Annotated in this window: 14 protein-coding genes; 8 read left to right on the forward strand and 6 right to left on the reverse strand. The window is 66.6% G+C overall.

Annotation, left to right across the window (positions count from 1 at the left end; genetic code table 11):
* Positions 1-75 precede the first annotated feature (75 nt).
* From radA to TSB10P1A_RS18360, 3 genes are read right to left on the reverse strand one after another with little or no spacing between them, the layout of a single operon-like run.
* Positions 76-1,473: a DNA repair protein RadA gene (radA, locus tag TSB10P1A_RS18350; RefSeq protein WP_186389384.1), complete on the reverse strand. Its 1,398-nt coding sequence runs from the start codon at positions 1,471-1,473 to the stop codon at positions 76-78.
* Positions 1,473-2,615, reverse strand: coding sequence for an alanine racemase (gene alr / locus TSB10P1A_RS18355; protein ID WP_186389385.1), 1,143 nt, complete (start codon positions 2,613-2,615; stop codon positions 1,473-1,475). The genes radA and alr overlap by 1 nt, the downstream gene beginning before the upstream one ends.
* A 25-nt stretch (positions 2,616-2,640) precedes the next feature.
* On the reverse strand, positions 2,641-4,122 hold the full coding sequence (locus TSB10P1A_RS18360) for a replicative DNA helicase (RefSeq protein ID WP_186389386.1): 1,482 nt from the start codon (positions 4,120-4,122) through the stop codon (positions 2,641-2,643).
* Between the two features lie 429 nt (positions 4,123-4,551).
* Between TSB10P1A_RS18360 and ugpB the strand changes: the two genes are divergently transcribed.
* The 4 genes from ugpB (at position 4,552) to TSB10P1A_RS18380 (ending at position 8,793) form a co-directional block, all read left to right on the forward strand.
* The gene (gene ugpB / locus TSB10P1A_RS18365) at positions 4,552-5,871 is read left to right on the forward strand and encodes a sn-glycerol-3-phosphate ABC transporter substrate-binding protein UgpB (RefSeq protein WP_208987136.1); all 1,320 of its coding nucleotides are present in this window, start codon (positions 4,552-4,554) and stop codon (positions 5,869-5,871) included.
* 137 nt (positions 5,872-6,008) lie between these two features.
* Positions 6,009-6,890, forward strand: coding sequence for a sn-glycerol-3-phosphate ABC transporter permease UgpA (gene ugpA, locus TSB10P1A_RS18370; protein ID WP_186389387.1), 882 nt, complete (start codon positions 6,009-6,011; stop codon positions 6,888-6,890).
* Positions 6,891-6,898: 8 nt separating this feature from the next.
* A complete protein-coding gene (gene ugpE, locus TSB10P1A_RS18375) occupies positions 6,899-7,735 on the forward strand; it encodes a sn-glycerol-3-phosphate ABC transporter permease UgpE (RefSeq protein WP_186389461.1) in 837 nt (278 codons plus the stop codon).
* A gap of 5 nt (positions 7,736-7,740) precedes the next feature.
* On the forward strand, positions 7,741-8,793 hold the full coding sequence (locus tag TSB10P1A_RS18380; protein WP_186389388.1) for a sn-glycerol-3-phosphate import ATP-binding protein UgpC: 1,053 nt from the start codon (positions 7,741-7,743) through the stop codon (positions 8,791-8,793).
* 55 nt (positions 8,794-8,848) lie between these two features.
* Here TSB10P1A_RS18380 and TSB10P1A_RS18385 read toward each other — a convergent pair whose 3' ends face one another.
* Both TSB10P1A_RS18385 and TSB10P1A_RS18390 read right to left on the reverse strand, forming a co-directional pair.
* A complete protein-coding gene (locus TSB10P1A_RS18385; RefSeq protein ID WP_186389389.1) occupies positions 8,849-9,982 on the reverse strand; it encodes a M20 family metallopeptidase in 1,134 nt (377 codons plus the stop codon).
* A gap of 220 nt (positions 9,983-10,202) precedes the next feature.
* On the reverse strand, positions 10,203-11,879 hold the full coding sequence (locus TSB10P1A_RS18390; protein WP_186389390.1) for a methyl-accepting chemotaxis protein: 1,677 nt from the start codon (positions 11,877-11,879) through the stop codon (positions 10,203-10,205).
* Between the two features lie 284 nt (positions 11,880-12,163).
* Between TSB10P1A_RS18390 and TSB10P1A_RS18395 the strand changes: the two genes are divergently transcribed.
* From TSB10P1A_RS18395 to TSB10P1A_RS18405, 3 genes are all read left to right on the forward strand, one after another.
* Complete coding sequence (locus TSB10P1A_RS18395) at positions 12,164-12,862, forward strand: glutathione S-transferase family protein (protein ID WP_186389391.1); 699 nt, start codon at positions 12,164-12,166, stop codon at positions 12,860-12,862.
* A 175-nt stretch (positions 12,863-13,037) separates the two neighbouring features.
* Positions 13,038-13,460 carry a nucleoside-diphosphate kinase gene (gene ndk / locus TSB10P1A_RS18400; protein WP_186389392.1) on the forward strand — a complete coding sequence of 141 codons (423 nt, stop codon included), beginning with the start codon at positions 13,038-13,040 and terminating at the stop codon, positions 13,458-13,460.
* A gap of 151 nt (positions 13,461-13,611) precedes the next feature.
* On the forward strand, positions 13,612-15,708 hold the full coding sequence (locus tag TSB10P1A_RS18405) for a molybdopterin-dependent oxidoreductase (RefSeq protein WP_186389393.1): 2,097 nt from the start codon (positions 13,612-13,614) through the stop codon (positions 15,706-15,708).
* Positions 15,709-15,741: 33 nt separating this feature from the next.
* Here TSB10P1A_RS18405 and TSB10P1A_RS18410 read toward each other — a convergent pair whose 3' ends face one another.
* Entirely contained in the window at positions 15,742-16,485 is a 744-nt protein-coding gene (locus TSB10P1A_RS18410; RefSeq protein ID WP_186389394.1) for a glutathione S-transferase family protein, read from the reverse strand.
* Positions 16,486-16,589: 104 nt separating this feature from the next.
* On the opposite strand from TSB10P1A_RS18410, the gene TSB10P1A_RS18415 reads away from it, so the two are divergent.
* Positions 16,590-17,333 (forward strand): YafY family protein, encoded by a 744-nt coding sequence (locus TSB10P1A_RS18415; protein ID WP_186389395.1) that lies wholly within the window; start codon positions 16,590-16,592, stop codon positions 17,331-17,333.
* The last annotated feature ends 18 nt before the right edge of the window (positions 17,334-17,351 follow it).

Consider the following 17,351-nt stretch of genomic DNA (forward strand, 5'->3'; position numbering starts at 1 on the left):
CGCGGTGTTTACTGCCTTGCCCGGCGCGTGCAGCGATCGGGCGCTGCCGGCTGCCGGGTCTCGTCCGGGCCGGACCTAGTCCCGCTCGGAGGCGCCCGCGGATCGCGCCGCCACCTGGGCGACCAGATCCGCAAGCTCGCTCAGCCCCGTCACCGGGCCGCCCTCGCTCGCACCGTCTCCGGCATTCGATTCCGGCACGAAGGCCGAGGTGAAGCCGAGCTTGCGGGCTTCCTTGAGGCGGCTTTGCGCCTGCGAAACCGCGCGGACCGCCCCCGAGAGGCTGACCTCGCCGAAATAGACGCAATCGGCGGGAAGGGCAACCCCGCTGAGAGAGGAGATGAGCGCAGCGGCAACGGCAAGATCGGCGGCCGTCTCGTTGACCCGCAAGCCGCCGGCAACGTTGAGATAGACGTCGTTCTGGGCGAAGCGCACACCGCAGCGCGCCTCCAGCACCGCAAGGATCATCGAAAGGCGGGCGCTGTCCCAGCCGATGACGGCCCGCCGAGGGGTGCCGAGCGGCGAGGGGGCGACCAGCGCCTGGATCTCGATCAGGAGCGGGCGGGTACCCTCCAGCCCTGCGAACACAGCGGATCCGGGCGTGCGGCCAGAGCGTTCGCCGAGAAACAGCGCCGAGGGATTGGCGACCTCGGCCAGCCCCTTGTCGGTCATCTCGAAGACACCGATCTCGTCGGTGGCGCCGAAGCGGTTCTTCACCGAGCGCAGGATGCGGTACTGGTGTGCGCCGTCGCCCTCGAAATAGAGCACGGCATCGACCATGTGCTCGACGACGCGAGGGCCGGCGATCTGGCCGTCCTTGGTGACATGGCCGACGAGAATCACCGTCGCCCCGCTCGACTTGGCATAGCGGACCAGCGCCTGGGCGGAGGCGCGGACCTGGGTAACGGTGCCGGGCGGCGAATCGACCATCTCCGACCACAGGGTCTGGATCGAATCGATGATGACGATGGCCGGCGGCGGCCCGCTGGTGAGCGTGGCGAGGATGTCCTCGACGCTGGTCTCCGCCGCCAGGCCGACAGGCGCATCGGACAGGCCGAGCCGGGCGGCGCGCAGGCGCACTTGGTCGATCGCCTCCTCGCCGGAGATGTAGACGGCGCGGTGACCGAGACGGGCGATCCGGGCGGCGGCCTGGATCAGCAATGTCGATTTGCCGATGCCCGGATCGCCACCGACGAGCAGCGCCGAACCGCGCACGAAGCCGCCGCCGGTGACCCGGTCGAGTTCGCCCACCCGGGTCTCGACGCGCGACGGCGTGTCGCTCTCCCCGGCAAGGCCGACAAGAGGCACGACGCGGCCGCGCTTGCGGCTTGCTGCCGTCGGCGAGCCGCCGACCCCGCCGCCGCTGCGCTCCTCGACCAGCGTGTTCCACTCGCCGCAGCTCTCGCAGCGGCCGGCCCATTTGGACGTGACCGCTCCGCAGGACTGGCAGACATAGGCGGTGCCGCGCTTGGCCATCAGGCAGGGATCCCGCTGTCGGAGGGCGTGCCGACATAGTGGCGGGCGAAGCGGGGCCCGAGCGATGTCAACAGCTCGTAGCCGATGGTGCCGGCATGGGCCGCCGTGTCGTCGACCGCGACATTGCGGCCGAACAGTTCGACGAAGGCCCCGCGGACGGCGATCTCTTCCGGGACCTCGCTGACGTCGAAGGCGCTCATGTCCATCGAGATGCGGCCGAGTGCCGGCAGGCGGTGGCCGGCAAGCCAGGCTTCGGCACCTGTCTTCGTGTCGGTGGAGCCGGCCGCGCGCAGGAAACCGTCCGCATAGCCGGCGGCGACCATGGCGACACGCATGTCGCGGGGGGCGATAAAGGTCGCGCCATAGCCGATCGCGCCGCCCTTGCGCAGCGTGTGGACCTGCAGGATGCGCGCCTCCAGCGTGACGACGGGATCGAGCCGGCTTTCCTCCAGCGCCGAGGCCTGGCCGCCATAGAGGGCGATGCCGGGGCGGGCGAGCTCGAAATGGAAGTCGGGGCCGAGGAAGATGCCGGCGGAATTGGCGAGCGAGCGAGGAACGCCGGGAAAGAGATCGGCAAGGGCGCGAAAGCGGGCGAGTTGCGCCTGGTTCATCGGGTTGCCCGGCACATCGGCACAGGCAAGATGCGACATGATCAGCGCGAGGTCGAGCGGCGGGCCGCCGGCCACCGCCTCGGCTTCCTCCGCCGTCAGTCCGAGACGGCTGATGCCGGTGTCGACATGGAGCGCGGCAGGGCCGGGCGCGCCTGCCGCCCGCCATTCGGCGACCTCGTCCGGAGAGCCGAGGCAGGGGCGCAGGCCGTTGGCGGCGTAGAAGCTCGCTGCGCCGGGATAGAGCCCGTTGAGCACATGGATCACGGCGTCGGGCAGGTGGCGGCGAACGGTGGCGCCTTCCTGCGGCGTTGCGACGAAGTAGCTGCGGCAGCCGGCGATCCACAGCGCCTGCAGGCAAGGCGCATCGCCGAGGCCGTAGCAATCGGCCTTGACGGCGGCGCCACAGGCCGTGCCCTCGTCGAGCTGTCCGGCGAGCCGGCGCCAGTTGGCGGCAAGCGCGGCGAGGTCGACGGTGATGCGGCCGTTGTCGCCGGGATCTGTGGCGCTGGCGCCGGAGTGGGTCTCGGTCACATCCCTGGTCCAGGCTCTGGCCGCGTCAATGCGGCTCGGGGAATCGGTCCGGATCGGCGAGGTCGGAGAAGCGGGTGAACTCGCCCTGGAAGTGCAGGTTCACTGTGCCGGTCGGGCCGTGACGCTGCTTGGCAATGATCACTTCGGCCCGGTTGCGCACCCTGTCAAGCTTCTCCTCCCACTTGACGAAGTCTTCGGTGCCTTCCTCCGGCATCGTCTTGCCCAGGTAATACTCCTCGCGGAACACGAAGAGCACCACGTCGGCGTCCTGCTCGATCGAGCCGGATTCGCGCAGGTCCGACAGGATGGGGCGCTTGTCGTCGCGCGATTCCACCTGGCGGGAGAGCTGGGAGAGCGCGATGATCGGCACATGCAGCTCCTTCGCCAGCGCCTTCAGCCCGGTGGTGATCTCGGTGATCTCCTGGACGCGGTTGCCGCTGTTCTTCTGCGAGCCGGTGAGGAGCTGGATATAGTCGACGATCAGCAGGTCGAGGCCGCGCTGGCGCTTGAGGCGGCGGGCACGGGCCACGAGCTGGGCGATGGAGATGCCGCCGGTCTGGTCCACATGCAGCGGGACGAGCTGCATGGTCTGGGCGGCGGCGGCGAGCTTCTCGAAGTCGTGCTCGGAAATGTCGCCGCGGCGGATCTTCGAGGAGGAAATTTCGGTCTGCTCGGAAATGATACGGGTTGCGAGCTGCTCGGCCGACATTTCCAGCGAGAAGAAGCCGACGACGCCGCCATTGACGGTCTTCATCGAGCCGTCCGGCTGTTCCTCGGCCATGTAGGCCTCGGCGACATTGTAGGCGATGTTGGTGGCGAGCGAGGTCTTGCCCATGGCCGGGCGGCCGGCGAGCACGATGAGGTCGGAGGGCTGGAGCCCGCCCATCAGCGCGTCGAGATCGCGCAACCCGCTGGCGATGCCCGACAGCGCGCCCTCGCGTTGGAAGGCGGCGGCCGCCATTTCGATGGTGGCGGTCAGCGCGTCGCCGAAGGATACGAAGCCGGTATCCGTGCGACCCTTTTCCGCCAGTTCGAACAGGCGCCGCTCGGCATCGTCGATCTGGGCTGCCGGCGGCATGTCGATCGGCGCGTCGAAGGCGATGTTGACCATGTCCTCGCCGATGCGGATGAGGTTCCGGCGGATGGCGAGGTCGTAGATCGCCCGGCCGTAGTCTTCCGCATTGATGACGGAGGCGGCGTCGGCGGCGAGCCGCAGGATGTATTGCGCCGCCGACATATCGGCGATGCGGGCGTCCTGCGGGAAGAAGGTCTTCAGCGTGATCGGCGAGGCGACCTTGCCGGCGCGGATGAGCTGGCCGGCCTTCTCGTAGATCTCCCGGTGCGGGGCGATGAAGAAGTGGTCCGGCTCGAGAAAGTCGGAGACACGGTAATAGGTCTCGTTGTTGACGATGATGGCGCCCAGAAGCTGGCGCTCGGCCTCCGCATTGTGCGGGGCAACGCGCATCGATGCGGCGCTGGTGTCGTTCGCCGGAACGGTAGCCTTCATGACGCCTGTTTTCCCTTCTCAGCCCTTGTTCCTAGCGGAGGCGGAAGGAGGGGGGAAGCGCAAAACCCGGGCAGCAGGTTTTCCACGAAAGGAACGGGGAAAACGCCGCCGTCCGGTTGACGTGGCGAGCCGACTTCGTTCCGCCGGCAAAGGGCCTGACAGCGGCCTTGACCCCGCGCATGACAGGAGTTTGACCGCCTTGTCCGCAGGCGCTGGGGGAACGGGGCGGATCGGCGATTCCATACGTGCAAACGGGCTCTTGCGTCCGTCATGGAAGTGTCGCTTAATGTTCATGTGAGCGACATAAGGCGTTCATATGAAACAAATACGAAATGCGGAGAGTTTCGTTCAACGCGCCTTCCATGCCGGAAGCCGTGTTGGCCAGAACCGCATGTCGGGCCGGTTGCCCGAGCTTTGGGAGAGCAAAACATGGCTTATCGCAAGACCCTGGCCGGTCTGGTCGCCGCAACGATGCTTGCCGGCAGCACCACCGCGTCCTTCGCCGCTACCGAGATCCAGTGGTGGCATGCCTTTACCGGCCGACTCGCCGATCTGCTGAACGAGCAAGTCGAGAAGTTCAACGCCTCGCAGAGCGACTATGTCGTCGTCGCCTCGCACAAGGGCAATTATTCCGAGGCGCTGAATGCCGGCATCGCCGCCTTCCGCGCCGGCGAGCAGCCGCACATCCTTCAGGTCTTCGAAGTCGGCACCGCCACGATGATGGCCGCCAAGGGCGCCATCAAGCCGGTCTACGAGCTGATGGCCGAGGCCGGCAAGCCGATGGACCAGAGCGCCTATCTCGCCTCCGTCGCCGGCTACTACACCACCACTGCCGGCGAGATGCTGTCGTTCCCCTACAACTCCTCGACCCCGGTTCTCTACGTCAACAGTGACGCCCTGCAGGCGGCCGGGATCGCCCCGGACGTCGACCTCACCACCTGGGAAAAGGTCGGCGAGGTGCTGGACACGCTGAAGGCTGCCGGTGCGGCCTGCCCGCTGACGACCGCCTGGCAGAGCTGGGTGCATCTGGAGACCCTGTCGGCCTATCATGACGCTCCGTTCGCCACCAAGGAGAACGGTTTCGCCGGCACCGACACCGAACTGACCTTCAACGGTCCCGTTCAGGTTGCCCATATCGAGGCGATGGGCCAGTGGGCCAAGGACGGCAAGTTCATCTATGCCGGTCGTCGCAACGAAAGCGGTGCCCGCTTCCGCGCCGGCGAATGCGCGCTGTTCACCGAATCCTCGGCCGGCTATGCCGGCGTGAAGGCCGAGGCGCAGTTCGCCTTCGAGATCCGTCCGCTGCCGTACTGGGCTTCGGTCGAGGCCGCGCCGCTCAACACGATCATCGGCGGCGCTTCGCTGTGGGTGATGGCCGGCCACAAGGCCGAGGAATATGCCGGCGTTGCCGAGTTCCTGAACTTCCTGTCGTCGGCCGAAATCCAGGCCAAGTGGCACCAGGATACCGGCTATCTGCCGATCACCTATGCCGCCTTCGACACGACCAAGGCGTCCGGCTTCTACGAGGCCAATCCGGGCACGGACATCGCCGTCATCCAGATGACCGGCAAGGCGCCGACGGCCAACTCGAAGGGCCTGCGGCTGGGCAGCTTCGACCAGATCCGCGGCATCATCGACGAGGAACTGGAAGCGGTGTGGGCTGGCGACAAGTCGGCGAAGGACGCGCTGGATACGGCCGTGGAACGCGGCAACCAGTTGCTGCGCCGCTTCGAGCAGGCCAACCGCTGATCTCCTGAAACGGCCGCGGAAGCACGGCGCGCCCGCTTCCGCGCCCACCCCGAGAAACGGGAAACGGTCCAGCGATCCGCCGGGCCGTTTTCGCCCGTCGGCGAGGCTGCCGGGCTGACCAGCCGGGATCGTGCGCCATGCACAAACACGTCGTCTTCAACAACCGGGTGCTGCCCTATCTGCTGCTCGCGCCGCAGATCCTGGTGACGCTCGTCTTCTTCTTCTGGCCGGCGGGCCAGGCGATCTACCAATCGGCCTATATCCCCGATCCCTTCGGCCTGTCCTCGCAGTTCGTCGGCTTCGGCAATTTCGAGTTCCTGCTGCGCGATCGCTACTATCTCGCCTCGTTCAAGACCACGGTGGTGTTCTCGACCCTGGTTACGGTGGTGTCGATGGGCGCCGCGCTCTGGCTGGCGGTGATGGCCGACCGGGTGATCAAGGGCTCAAGCGCCTACAAGACGCTGCTGGTGTGGCCCTATGCGGTGGCCCCGGCGGTCGCCGGCGTGCTGTGGCTGTTCATGTTCAATCCCAATGTCGGCCTGGTCGCCTGGTATCTGAAGGCGATGGGCTACAACTGGAACCATGTGCTGAACGGCGATGAGGCGATGGGGCTCGTCGTCGTCGCCTCCGCCTGGCGCCAGATCAGCTACAATTTCCTGTTCTTCCTGGCCGGCCTGCAGGCGATCCCGAGAAGCGTGATCGAGGCGGCGGCCATCGACGGGGCAAGCTTTGCCCGCCGCTTCTGGACCATCGTCTTCCCGCTGCTGTCGCCGACCACGTTCTTCCTGCTGGTGGTCAACGTCGTCTATGCCTTCTTCGAGACGTTCGGCGTCATCCATACGATCACCGGCGGCGGCCCGCAGCAGGCGACGACGATCCTCGTCTACAAGGTGTTTTCCGACGGCTTCGTCGGCCAGGACCTCGGCTCGTCGGCGGCCCAGTCGGTCATCCTTCTCTTCGTGGTCGGGCTGCTGACGGTGGTCCAGTTCCGCTACATCGAACGCAAGGTGCACTACTGATGAGCGGCATGGTCGAAAAACGCGGGCTCGGCATCTGGCTGACCCATCTCGGGCTGATCATCGGCATCGCCATCATCTGCTTTCCGATCTACATGGCCTTCGTCGCCTCGACGGTGACGCAGCCGGAAATCGCCCGTCCGCCGATGCCGCTCATTCCCGGGCCGCATCTGATCGACAACTACACGGCCGCATTGACCCGGGGCGTCAACTCGCCGGTCCTGCTGATGCTGTTCAATTCCAGCGTGATGGCGCTCGGCATCACCATCGGCAAGATCGTGATCTCGATCATCTCCGCCTATGCGATCGTCTATTTCCGCTTTCCGTTCCGCATGGCGTTCTTCTGGATGATCTTCCTGACCCTGATGCTCCCCGTCGAGGTGCGCATCGTGCCGACCTACGAGGTCGTCGCCGGGTTCGGAATGCTCAATTCCTACACCGGCCTGATCCTGCCGCTTGTCGCCTCGGCGACCGCGACCTTCCTGTTCCGCCAGTTCTTCCTGACAGTTCCGGACGAGTTGATCGAGGCGGCGCGGGTCGATGGGGCCGGGCCGGTGCGATTCTTCCTCGACATCCTGCTGCCGATGTCGCGGACTAACATCGCCGCGCTGTTCGTGATCCTCTTCATCTACGGCTGGAACCAGTATCTCTGGCCGCTGCTGATCACCACCAAGCCGGAGATGAACACCATCGTGATGGGCATCAAGCAGATGTTCCCGTCCGGCGACGACATCGCCAACTGGCCGGTGATCATGGCGACGACGCTGCTCGCGATGCTGCCGCCTGTCGCCGTCGTCATCTTCATGCAGGGGCTCTTCGTGAAGGGGCTCGTGGAAAGCGAGAAATAGGTTCCATGGCGAAGATCGGTTTTTCGAATGTCCGCAAGTCCTACGGCCCCACCGAGGTCATCCACGGGGTCGACGCGGAAATCGCCGATGGCGAACTGATCGTCATCGTCGGGCCGTCGGGCTGCGGTAAGTCCACCTTGCTGCGCATGGTGGCGGGGCTGGAGACCATCACCGCGGGCGAGATCCGCATCGGCGACCGGGTGGTCAACGATCTGGAACCGCGCGAGCGCGACATCGCCATGGTGTTCCAGAACTACGCGCTCTATCCGCATATGTCCGTCTTCGACAACATGGCGTACGGGCTGAAGATTGCCGGCGTTCCCAAGGCGGAGATCGCCGAACGGGTCGCGCAGGCGGCGAAGATGCTGGAACTCGAGCCGTATCTCGACCGCAAGCCGCGCCAGCTTTCCGGCGGCCAGCGCCAGCGTGTCGCGATGGGCCGGGCGATCGTGCGCAAGCCATCGGTCTTCCTGTTCGACGAGCCGCTGTCGAACCTCGATGCCAAGCTGCGCGTGCAGATGCGCGTGGAGATCAAGACGCTGCAGCGCCGCCTCGGCGTCACCTCGCTCTATGTCACCCACGATCAGGTCGAGGCCATGACCATGGCCGACCGCATCATCGTTATGAACGGCGGCAATGCCGAGCAGGTCGGCACGCCGCTCGCCGTCTATCACAAGCCGGCGACGGTCTTTGTCGGCGGCTTCATCGGTTCGCCGCCGATGAACTTCCTGCAGGCGGCGCGGCTTCAGGCAAGCGGGTTGCTGCGCAAGGTGGCGGAGGTCGGCGGGGCGGCCGGCGCGCTCAATACGGTTGGCGTGCGGCCGGAGCATCTTGCCTTCTGCTCGGAAGGCGAGGCGGTGCTGTCGGGCAAGCTGATGATCGCCGAGGCTCTCGGCGCGGAAACACTGGCCCATGTGGAACTCGACGACGGCGAGCGGATGATCGTGCGCATCGAGGGCGGACGCGAGGTTCCGGCGGCCGGCGCGCGGGTGCATCTGTCCTGCACGTCCGAGCATCTGCACTATTTCGGCGCCGACGGGAAGCGGCTGCCCGATTGACCTGGACAACAAGTCCGGCCGGCGTTCGATTGGCGCCGGCCGTCCGTCTTCGTCCTCACTCCAGCGTTTCGATCAGCCGGACCATGAGTTGCATCCGCTCGCCCAAGGAGGGGATGAGGATGTGCTCGTTGAGGGTGTGGACGTCGTCGCCGTCGGGCCCGAGCCCGTCGAGCGTCGGAACCTTGTCGGCGATGAAATTCCCGTCCGAGCCGCCGCCGGTCGTCTCGCCGATCAGCTCGAAGCCGATTTCGGCGGCCAGTCCCGCCGCGTGGTCGAACAGCGCCTTGCTGGCCGGCGATTGCTCGAACGGCTGGCGATTCATGCCGCCGGTGATCGTCAGCCTGGTGTCCGGCGTTTTCGGCGCAAGGCCGGTAATGCGGGCGACCATCTCCTCGGCCGCCGTGAGCGTCGGTACGCGCAGGTCGATCTCGGCGCTCGCGAATTGCGGTACGACATTGGTGCCACTGCCGCCGCGAATCTCGCCGACATTGACGGTGATCTCGCGGTCATAGTCGGTCATCGCCTCCAGCGCGATGATCTGGTGGGCAAGCTCGGTCACCGCGCTGCGGCCCTGCCAGTGACGGGCGCCGGCATGGGCGGGGCGGCCCTCCACCTTCAGCGTGAAACGGCCGACGCCCTTGCGGGCGGTGACCACATGGCCGCCATTGCGGGCGGGCTCGGTCACGAGGGCGTATTTGGCTGCACCGCCGAGCCGCTCGATGAGCGGCCGCGAGGTCGGGCTGCCGACCTCCTCGTCCGAGGTGAAGAGGATGCTGACCGCGAGGGCAGGGGGCGTGGCCCCGGCCTTGATGTCGGCCGCGACCTTGCGCATGGCGGCAAGGCCGTTATAGGCGCCGCCCTTCATGTCGCAGATGCCGGGACCGTAACAGCGGTCGCCTTCGATGCGAATCGGCAGGTCCTTGTCGATGGTGCCGCGTGGGTGAACGGTGTCGAGATGCGACAGGAAGAGAATGCCAGGCGCGGAGTGGTCGCCCCAGGGTGAGCGCACCAGCAGGTGGTCGCCATGGCCGTCGCGGCCGGGAAAGCGCTCGGTGGTGGCGCCGAACGCCTCGGCCTGCGCAGCGACGAGATCCATCAGCCGGTTGAGCCCCTCGACATCCGGCGTGTGCGTCTCGATGCGTACCCAGTCAAGCAGGCCGGCGAGCAACTCCTCCGACGACGGCTTCATGTCTATCCTCATGTGATGTGAAAGAAAATCGGGCAGGAGTGCCATGTTAGCCAGCTGTTTCGCTGTTAGCGAGGGGCAATGACGATGGGTGGGACGGCACGGCTTGCGAGCAACCGAAGCCGTAGCGTCGTGGGACGAAAAAAGCGCCGGCCCGAGGGCCGACGCTTCACGTTTGCTCCTTCCGCCCAGAGAGGTGGAGGCCTGGGAGGCGGAGGCCTGGTCAGGCGGCGCGAACGCCGGTGAGGAAGCTCTCGACTTCCCGCTTGAGGGCGGCGGCGTCCCGGTTCACGGCGGCGGCGGCCGATGCCACGTCGCCGGCGGCGCTGCGGGTGTCGCTGGCGGCATGGGAGACGCCGAGAATGTTCGAGGTGACCTCCTGCGTGCCGCGCGAGGCCTCCTCGACATTGCGGGCGATCTCGCCGGTTGCCGCGCCCTGCTCCTCGACGGCGGCGGCGATGGCGGCGGCAATGGCGTTCATCTCCTCGACCGTACGTCCGATCGACTGCACCGCGCCGACGGCGATGCGCGTTTCGCTCTGGATCGCGGTGATCTGGGAGGTGATCTCCTCGGTTGCCTTGGACGTCTGGGAGGCAAGCTCCTTGACCTCGGCGGCGACGACGGCGAAGCCGCGCCCGGCCTCGCCGGCGCGGGCCGCCTCGATGGTCGCGTTCAGCGCCAGCAGGTTGGTCTGCTCGGCGATGGCGGCGATCATGCTGACCACCTGGCCGATCTTCTCGGCGGCATTGGCAAGGCCCTGGATCTGGCTGTCGGTGCGCTGTGCCTCGCCGACCGCCTGCGAGGCGATCTGCGACGACTTGGAGACCTGCGAGCCGATCTCGGAGATCGACGACGACAGTTCCTCGGTCGCCGAGGCGACGGTCTGCACATTGGCCGCGGCCTGCTGGGCGGCGGTCGCGACCGTCGTCGAGCGGGCGTTGGTGCTTTCGGCGATGTCGGCCATGGAGCGGGCGTTCTGCTCCATGTTGCCGGCCGAGGAGGTCACCGCGGTCAGCAGGGCGGTGGCGCTTTCGTCGAAGCGCCGGGTCATCTCCTCGATGCGCTGCGCCCGCTGTTCACGCGCCCGCTGCTCCTCGATCTGAGCGGCGGAGAGATCCTGCGCGCGCAGCATGCCATCGCGGAACACTTCGGTCGCGTCTGCCATGTGGCCGATCTCGTCCTTGCGACCGGCACCCGGCACGGAGACCGAGAGGTCGCCCTGGGCGAGGTGGCGCATGGCCTCGGTGATCGCGGCGATCGGCCGGCTGATGCTGTTGGCCAGCAGAAAGGCGGCCACGCCGATCAATGCGGTGAGCGGCAGGATCCACAGGGCGCTCCTCAGCAACTGGCCGTAGAAGGCGGTCGCCACATCATCGACGTAGAGCGAGGCGGAGATCGCCCAGTTCCACGGGGCGAAGCCGTCCGAATAGGCGACCTTCGGAGAAGGCTCCTCCGCGCCGAGACGCGGAAAATCATAGTCTGTGAAGCCGCCCCCGGCGCGCGCGGCCTCGACCTGGCCGACGACATATTCCGTCCCGTCGGCGTCCTTGGAAGCCCACAGGTTGAGGCCGACGATCTTGGGGTTCGGATGCGCGATGACGACACCCTGGCTTGCCGGGTTGGAGTCGATGACAACGAAGTAGTCCGACCCGTTGAAGCGCATGGCCGTCAGCAGGCTTTTGGCGAGGCGCTGAGCCTCGTCCACTGAGAGCCTGCCATCCTGCGCTTCCTGCGCGATCGCCTGGATCATGGTCGTCGCGGTTTCGACCTGGGTGCGAACCAGGTCGCGGCGGTCGTGCATCATCGAGCCGTAGAGCGAATAGATCTGCACGCCTGCGACGAGAAGCAGGGCGGCCAGTGTGCCGCCGACAAGCGTCAGCATTTTCTGTTTGATGGACATGGCGGGAGGCGACCTCGAGACAGTGAAGATGTCGCAATAGGTAAGGGGAACTACTGAATTACCGGTAAATATTCCGGAGAAACAAGTGAGATTCAGTTCTTGCCCATACGTCATCTACTTCATTTTTCAATCTCTGATTGTGGATAATTTCTGTATTTGAACGTCTGGGTTGGGGTGTCGCCGGCGGGGGGCAAACAGCCGTCGCGGCTTGGCCGGGTGCAATGTGGGCTATAAGGTCTGCTCCGACAGTGCGTTGCGATCCGATGACGAGGGGAGGGAACAGTTTGAGCCTTGTTCTTTACGAGTTGTGCGGCGCCGATGCGGGCCGCCCCTTCAGCCCCTATGCTTGGCGCATCCGCATGGCACTCAAGCACAAGGGACTCGATTTCGAATGTCGGCCGAAGCCGTTCACCGAGATCCCGGCGATCGCGCCGGAAGCCGGCAGGACGGTGCCGATCCTCGTCGACGGCGACAGGACGATCTGCGACAGTTGGGCGATCGCCACCTATCTGGAAGATGCCTATCCGGACCGGCCGAGCCTGTTCGGCGGGACAGGCGGACGGGCTGCGGCGAAGCTCGTCGAGGGTTGGGTGAACGGCTCGGTCAGCACGCTGATTGCGCGGCTCATCGTCAAGGACATCTGGGATATCCTGGCTCCGGCCGACCAGGCCTACTTTCGCGAGACGCGCGAAGTGCGGTTCGGCATGAGCCTGGAGGAGGTGCAGGCCGGGCGCGAGGCGCGCCGCGCCGATCTTGCCACCGCGCTGCTGCCGCTGCACCTGATGCTGAAGAGCCAGCCGTTTATCGGCGGCGAGGCGCCCCTGCACGGCGACTACCTGCTTTTCGGGACGCTGCAATGGGCGCGGATCGCGAGCCCGTTCGAACTGCTTGAGCCGGACACGCCGGTTGCACAGTGGCGAGAGCGCTGCCTCGATCTCTTCGCCGGCTTCGGACGCAGCGTGCCGGCGGCCCGATCGATCTGAAAAACAGCGGAAAACAGCGACCCTTGCGCCTTGCGGGGGCGTCCGTCCCCGGGTATACGCATGGCGCGCCCGCTCACGGGCGCACCGAGATCATGGATCGTCCGGCATCAAGGCGCGGACGGGCGGGGCCCGCGAGGGCGCGAGGTCCTGCCGGACAACAACGGGAAAACGACTGATGGCGATCGAGCGTACCTTTTCGATGATCAAGCCGGACGCGACGCGCCGCAACCTGACCGGCGCGATCACCAAGATGCTGGAGGATGCCGGCCTGCGCGTCATCGCTTCCAAGCGCGTGTGGATGTCGCGCCGCGAGGCCGAGGGCTTCTACGCGGTGCACAAGGACCGTCCGTTCTTCGGCGAACTGGTCGAGTTCATGTGCTCGGCGCCGACCGTCGTGCAGGTTCTGGAAGGCGAGAACGCCATTGCCAAGAACCGCGAAGTGATGGGCGCCACCAATCCGGCCAATGCCGACGAGGGCACCATCCGCAAGACCTTTGCCCTGAACATCGGCGAGAACTCGGTGCACGGCTCCGACGGCGCGGACACCGCCGCCCAGGAGATCGCCTACTGGTTCTCCGAGACCGAAATCGTCGGCTAAGGCTGCGGGTCGCCTCGCGGCAGCGCACCGAACGAGATCTGGAAGGGCCGGCCGTCGCGCCGGCCCTTTCGTTTGTCCGGCGACCGGTCCTTGACATGATGGCGGCGGCAGGGTGAGCCTTGGCGCCGTTCCCCCTGCCCGCGAGAGACGCATGAACGCTCCTGTTGCCACCGACCCCATCCTGAAGGCCTCCGCCTGTCCGCATGACTGCCCGTCCACCTGCGCGCTGGAGGTCGAACTCTTCGCCGACGGGCGGATCGGACGGCTCCGGGGCGCACGGGCCAACGCTTATACAGCCGGCGTCATCTGCGCCAAGGTCGCGCGGTATTCCGACCGGCTCTACCATCCGGATCGGCTGACGCGGCCGTTGAAGCGCGTCGGGGCGAAGGGGGAAGGCCGCTTCGAGCCGGTGTCGTGGGAGGAGGCGCTGGACCTGGTCGCGGCCGCCTTCCTCAAGGCCGAAGCCGAGCATGGGCCCCAGGCCGTGTGGCCCTACCACTATGCCGGCACGATGGGCCTGGTGCAGCGGGACTCGATCCACCGTCTGCGTCATGCCAAGCGCTATTCTCGCCAGTTCGACACGATCTGTACCAACATGGCCTGGACCGGCTACATCGCCGGAACGGGCCGGCTTGCCGGACCCGATCCGCGCGAGATGGCGGTCGCCGACATGGTGGTGATCTGGGGCACCAACCCGGTCTCCACCCAGGTCAACGTGATGACCCATGCGATCACCGCGCGAAAGACGCGCGGGGCGAAGATCGTTGCCATCGACGTCTACCCGACCCAGACCGTGAAACAGGCGGATCTCGGTCTTGTGCTGAAGCCTGGCACGGACGCCGCGCTCGCCTGCGCGGTGATGCATGTGCTGTTCCGCGACGGCTATGCGGACCGCGATTACCTTGCCCGCTACACCGACTGCCCGGACGAGCTTGAGGCGCATGTCGCGCAGCGCCCGCCTCAATGGGCGGCGGCGATCACCGGCCTTTCGGTGGAGGAGATCGAGCTCTTCGCCCGGATGGTAGGCGAGACGAAGCGCACCTTCTTCCGTCTCGGCTATGGCTTCACCCGTCAGCGCAACGGCGCGGTGTCGATGCATGCGGCCTCCTGCATCGCGGCTGTGACCGGCGCCTGGCAGTATGAGGGCGGCGGCGCGTTCCATAACAACGGCGCGATCTATACGCTCGACAAGTCGATGATCGAAGGCCATTCGCTGATCGATCCGGCGGTGCGGCAACTCGACCAGAGCCAGATCGGCCGGGTGCTGACGGGCGATGCCGAAGCGTTGCGGCATGGGCCGCCGGTGACAGCGATGCTGATCCAGAACACCAATCCGGTGTCGGTGGCGCCCGAGCAGGAGCTGGTGAAGCAGGGCTTTGCCCGCGAGGATCTCTTCGTCTGCGTGCATGAGCAGTTCATGACCGAGACGGCGATGATGGCCGACGTGGTGCTGCCGGCGACGCAGTTTCTCGAGCATGACGACATCTACAAGGGCGGCGGCCACCAGTATCTGCTGCTGGGGCCGAAGCTTGCGGAGGGGCCGGGCGAGACCCGGGAGAACCTCTTCGTGCTCAACGAGATCGCCCGCAGGGTCGGCGCGGCCGAGCATCAGGGCTTTGCCATGAGCGCGCGCGAGCACATCGACTGGATGCTGAAGGCCTCCGGCTTCGGCTCGCTGGAGGCGATCGAGCGCGACCGCTGGGTGGATTGCCAGCCGGACTTCCGGACCGCGCATTATCTCGACGGCTTCGCGTGGCCGGACGGCAAGTTCCGCTTCAAGCCCGACTGGCCGAAGGTGCCGGCGCCCAATGACGGACCGATGGGCCCCTTCGCCGACATGCCGGCCTTGCCCGACCACTGGGCGGTGAACGAGGCGGCGGACGAGGAGCATCCCTTCCGCCTCGCCACCTCGCCGGCGCGCTCTTTCCTCAACTCGACCTTCAACGAGACCGCGTCCTCGCGCGACAAGGAAGGGCGACCGGAGCTGATGATCGGGCCGCAGGATGCCGAAAGGTACGGGATCACTGACGGCGACCGCATCCGCATCGGCAATCGTCGCGGCGCGGTGATCCTCCACGCGCGCCTGACCGAGGGGCTGAAGCCCGGTGTCGTGGTGGCGGAGGGGATCTGGCCGAACGAGGCCTATCCGGACCGCCGGGGCATCAACACGCTGACGGGGGCCGACGCCGTGGCGCCCTATGGCGGTGCGGCGTTTCACGACATCGCCGTGTGGGTGCGCAAGGACTGACCGCGCACCTCTCTCGGCCGGAAGCAGGTAGGTTCAGGCTGCCCGTTCGCCGCGCAAGGTCACGGGGATGCGCGCGGCCGGGCCGAACACCGTGCGCTCGAACCGTACCACATAGTCGGCCAAGGTCGGGATCGCCGCTGCATGGCGCATCAGCGGTGTGTCGATGTCGCTCGCGAGGATGTTGAGCACGACGCCGACAACGCTGGCATCGATCGTGGTCGGCTGGTCGCCCATGAAGAAGGGCTTGTCGTCCAGAAAGGTGGCAATGGCGTCAAGATCCGCGCGGCCGAAGGCGTAGATCTCGTCCGGCGTGTGCCGGCCGAGGCCGTGCGCATGCAGCGTCCGGCTGATGTTCTCCCGGCTGGCGTTCAGAACGTCCCGCCGCATTTCTTCCGGGACCCGGGCAAGGGCGGTGGAAAGGATCATCTTCTCGCCGGCAGGATCGATCCATCGGGCATGGACCATGGTCCAGCGCAGGTGTTCCTCGACCATACGACGGAACGCTTCGGCCATGGCCAGTTCGACGCCAGTCAGCGTTTCGTCGATGGCGAGGCCGTAATGGCGCTCGAGGTGACGCTGGATCAATGAACTGTCGGGAATGACGAGGCTGCCATCCTTCAGCACCGGCACCTTGCCATGGGGCAGGGCGGCGAGATCGGTGGTCGGCTCCATGCGAAAGTCGCAGCCGGCCAGTGCGAGCAGCGCCTCCGCCTTGTAGCAGAAGGGAGAAAGGCTGCGAATGTCGGGGGCGGGCGGGAAGTTGACGAGAACGAGCATGGCGGCATCTCCTGGGGTTGCGTCTGGTCCGAGTCTTGTAGGCGGCTCCTCCTGACAGCATACTGTCAGCATCGTTTGGCAGTGTGTTCGCGGAAGGAGAAGCGATGCGTCGTGCCGACAGGTTGCTGCAGGTGCTCCAGATCCTGCGCCGGTACCGCAGGCCGGTCAGCGGCGCGGCCATCTCCGCCGAGCTCGAAGTCTCGCTCCGCACCCTTTATCGCGACATCGCCGCGCTGCAGGCGTCCGGCGTGCCGGTGGTTGGCGAGGCCGGTGTCGGCTACGTGCTGGAGGAAGGCTATGACCTGCCGCCGCTGATGTTCACGGCGGAGGAACTGGAGATTGTCATGCTCGGCCTGCGCATGGTGGAGGGGCGCGGCGATGCAGCGATCCGGCGCACCGCGCGCGATGCCGTCGCGAAGATCGCGACGGTTCTGCCGGACGGCCTGCGCGACGGCTTCCTGGACGCACCGCTCTATGCGCCGCCGCCCTGCGAGCTGCCGGGCGACCGGATCGAGCTGGCGCGGCTGCGGGAGGCGCTGAGACTGGAGCGGAAGGTCGAGATCCTCTATCAGGTTCCGGAGCGTCCGCCCGAGCGCCGCGTGGTCTGGCCGATCGTGCTGGCCTTTTTCGAGCATGCTCGGGTGCTGGCCGCCTGGTGCGAGCTGCGGCAGGACTATCGCAACTTCCGCACCGACCGAATGCTGGAAATGACGGTGCTGGAGGCGCGCCCGCCGCGCGGCCGCAAGCGGCTCTACGCGGAGTGGCGAAGACACCGTATGGAGGAAGCGAGAGCCAGAGACGCAGCGGCGGCGAACGAAGACGCCGTAGGATGCCGCGCCGCCGGCTGAGTCGGCGGAGGATTTGGG

The sequence above is a fragment of the Stappia sp. TSB10P1A genome (assembly GCF_900185725.1).
Classification (GTDB): domain Bacteria; phylum Pseudomonadota; class Alphaproteobacteria; order Rhizobiales; family Stappiaceae; genus Stappia.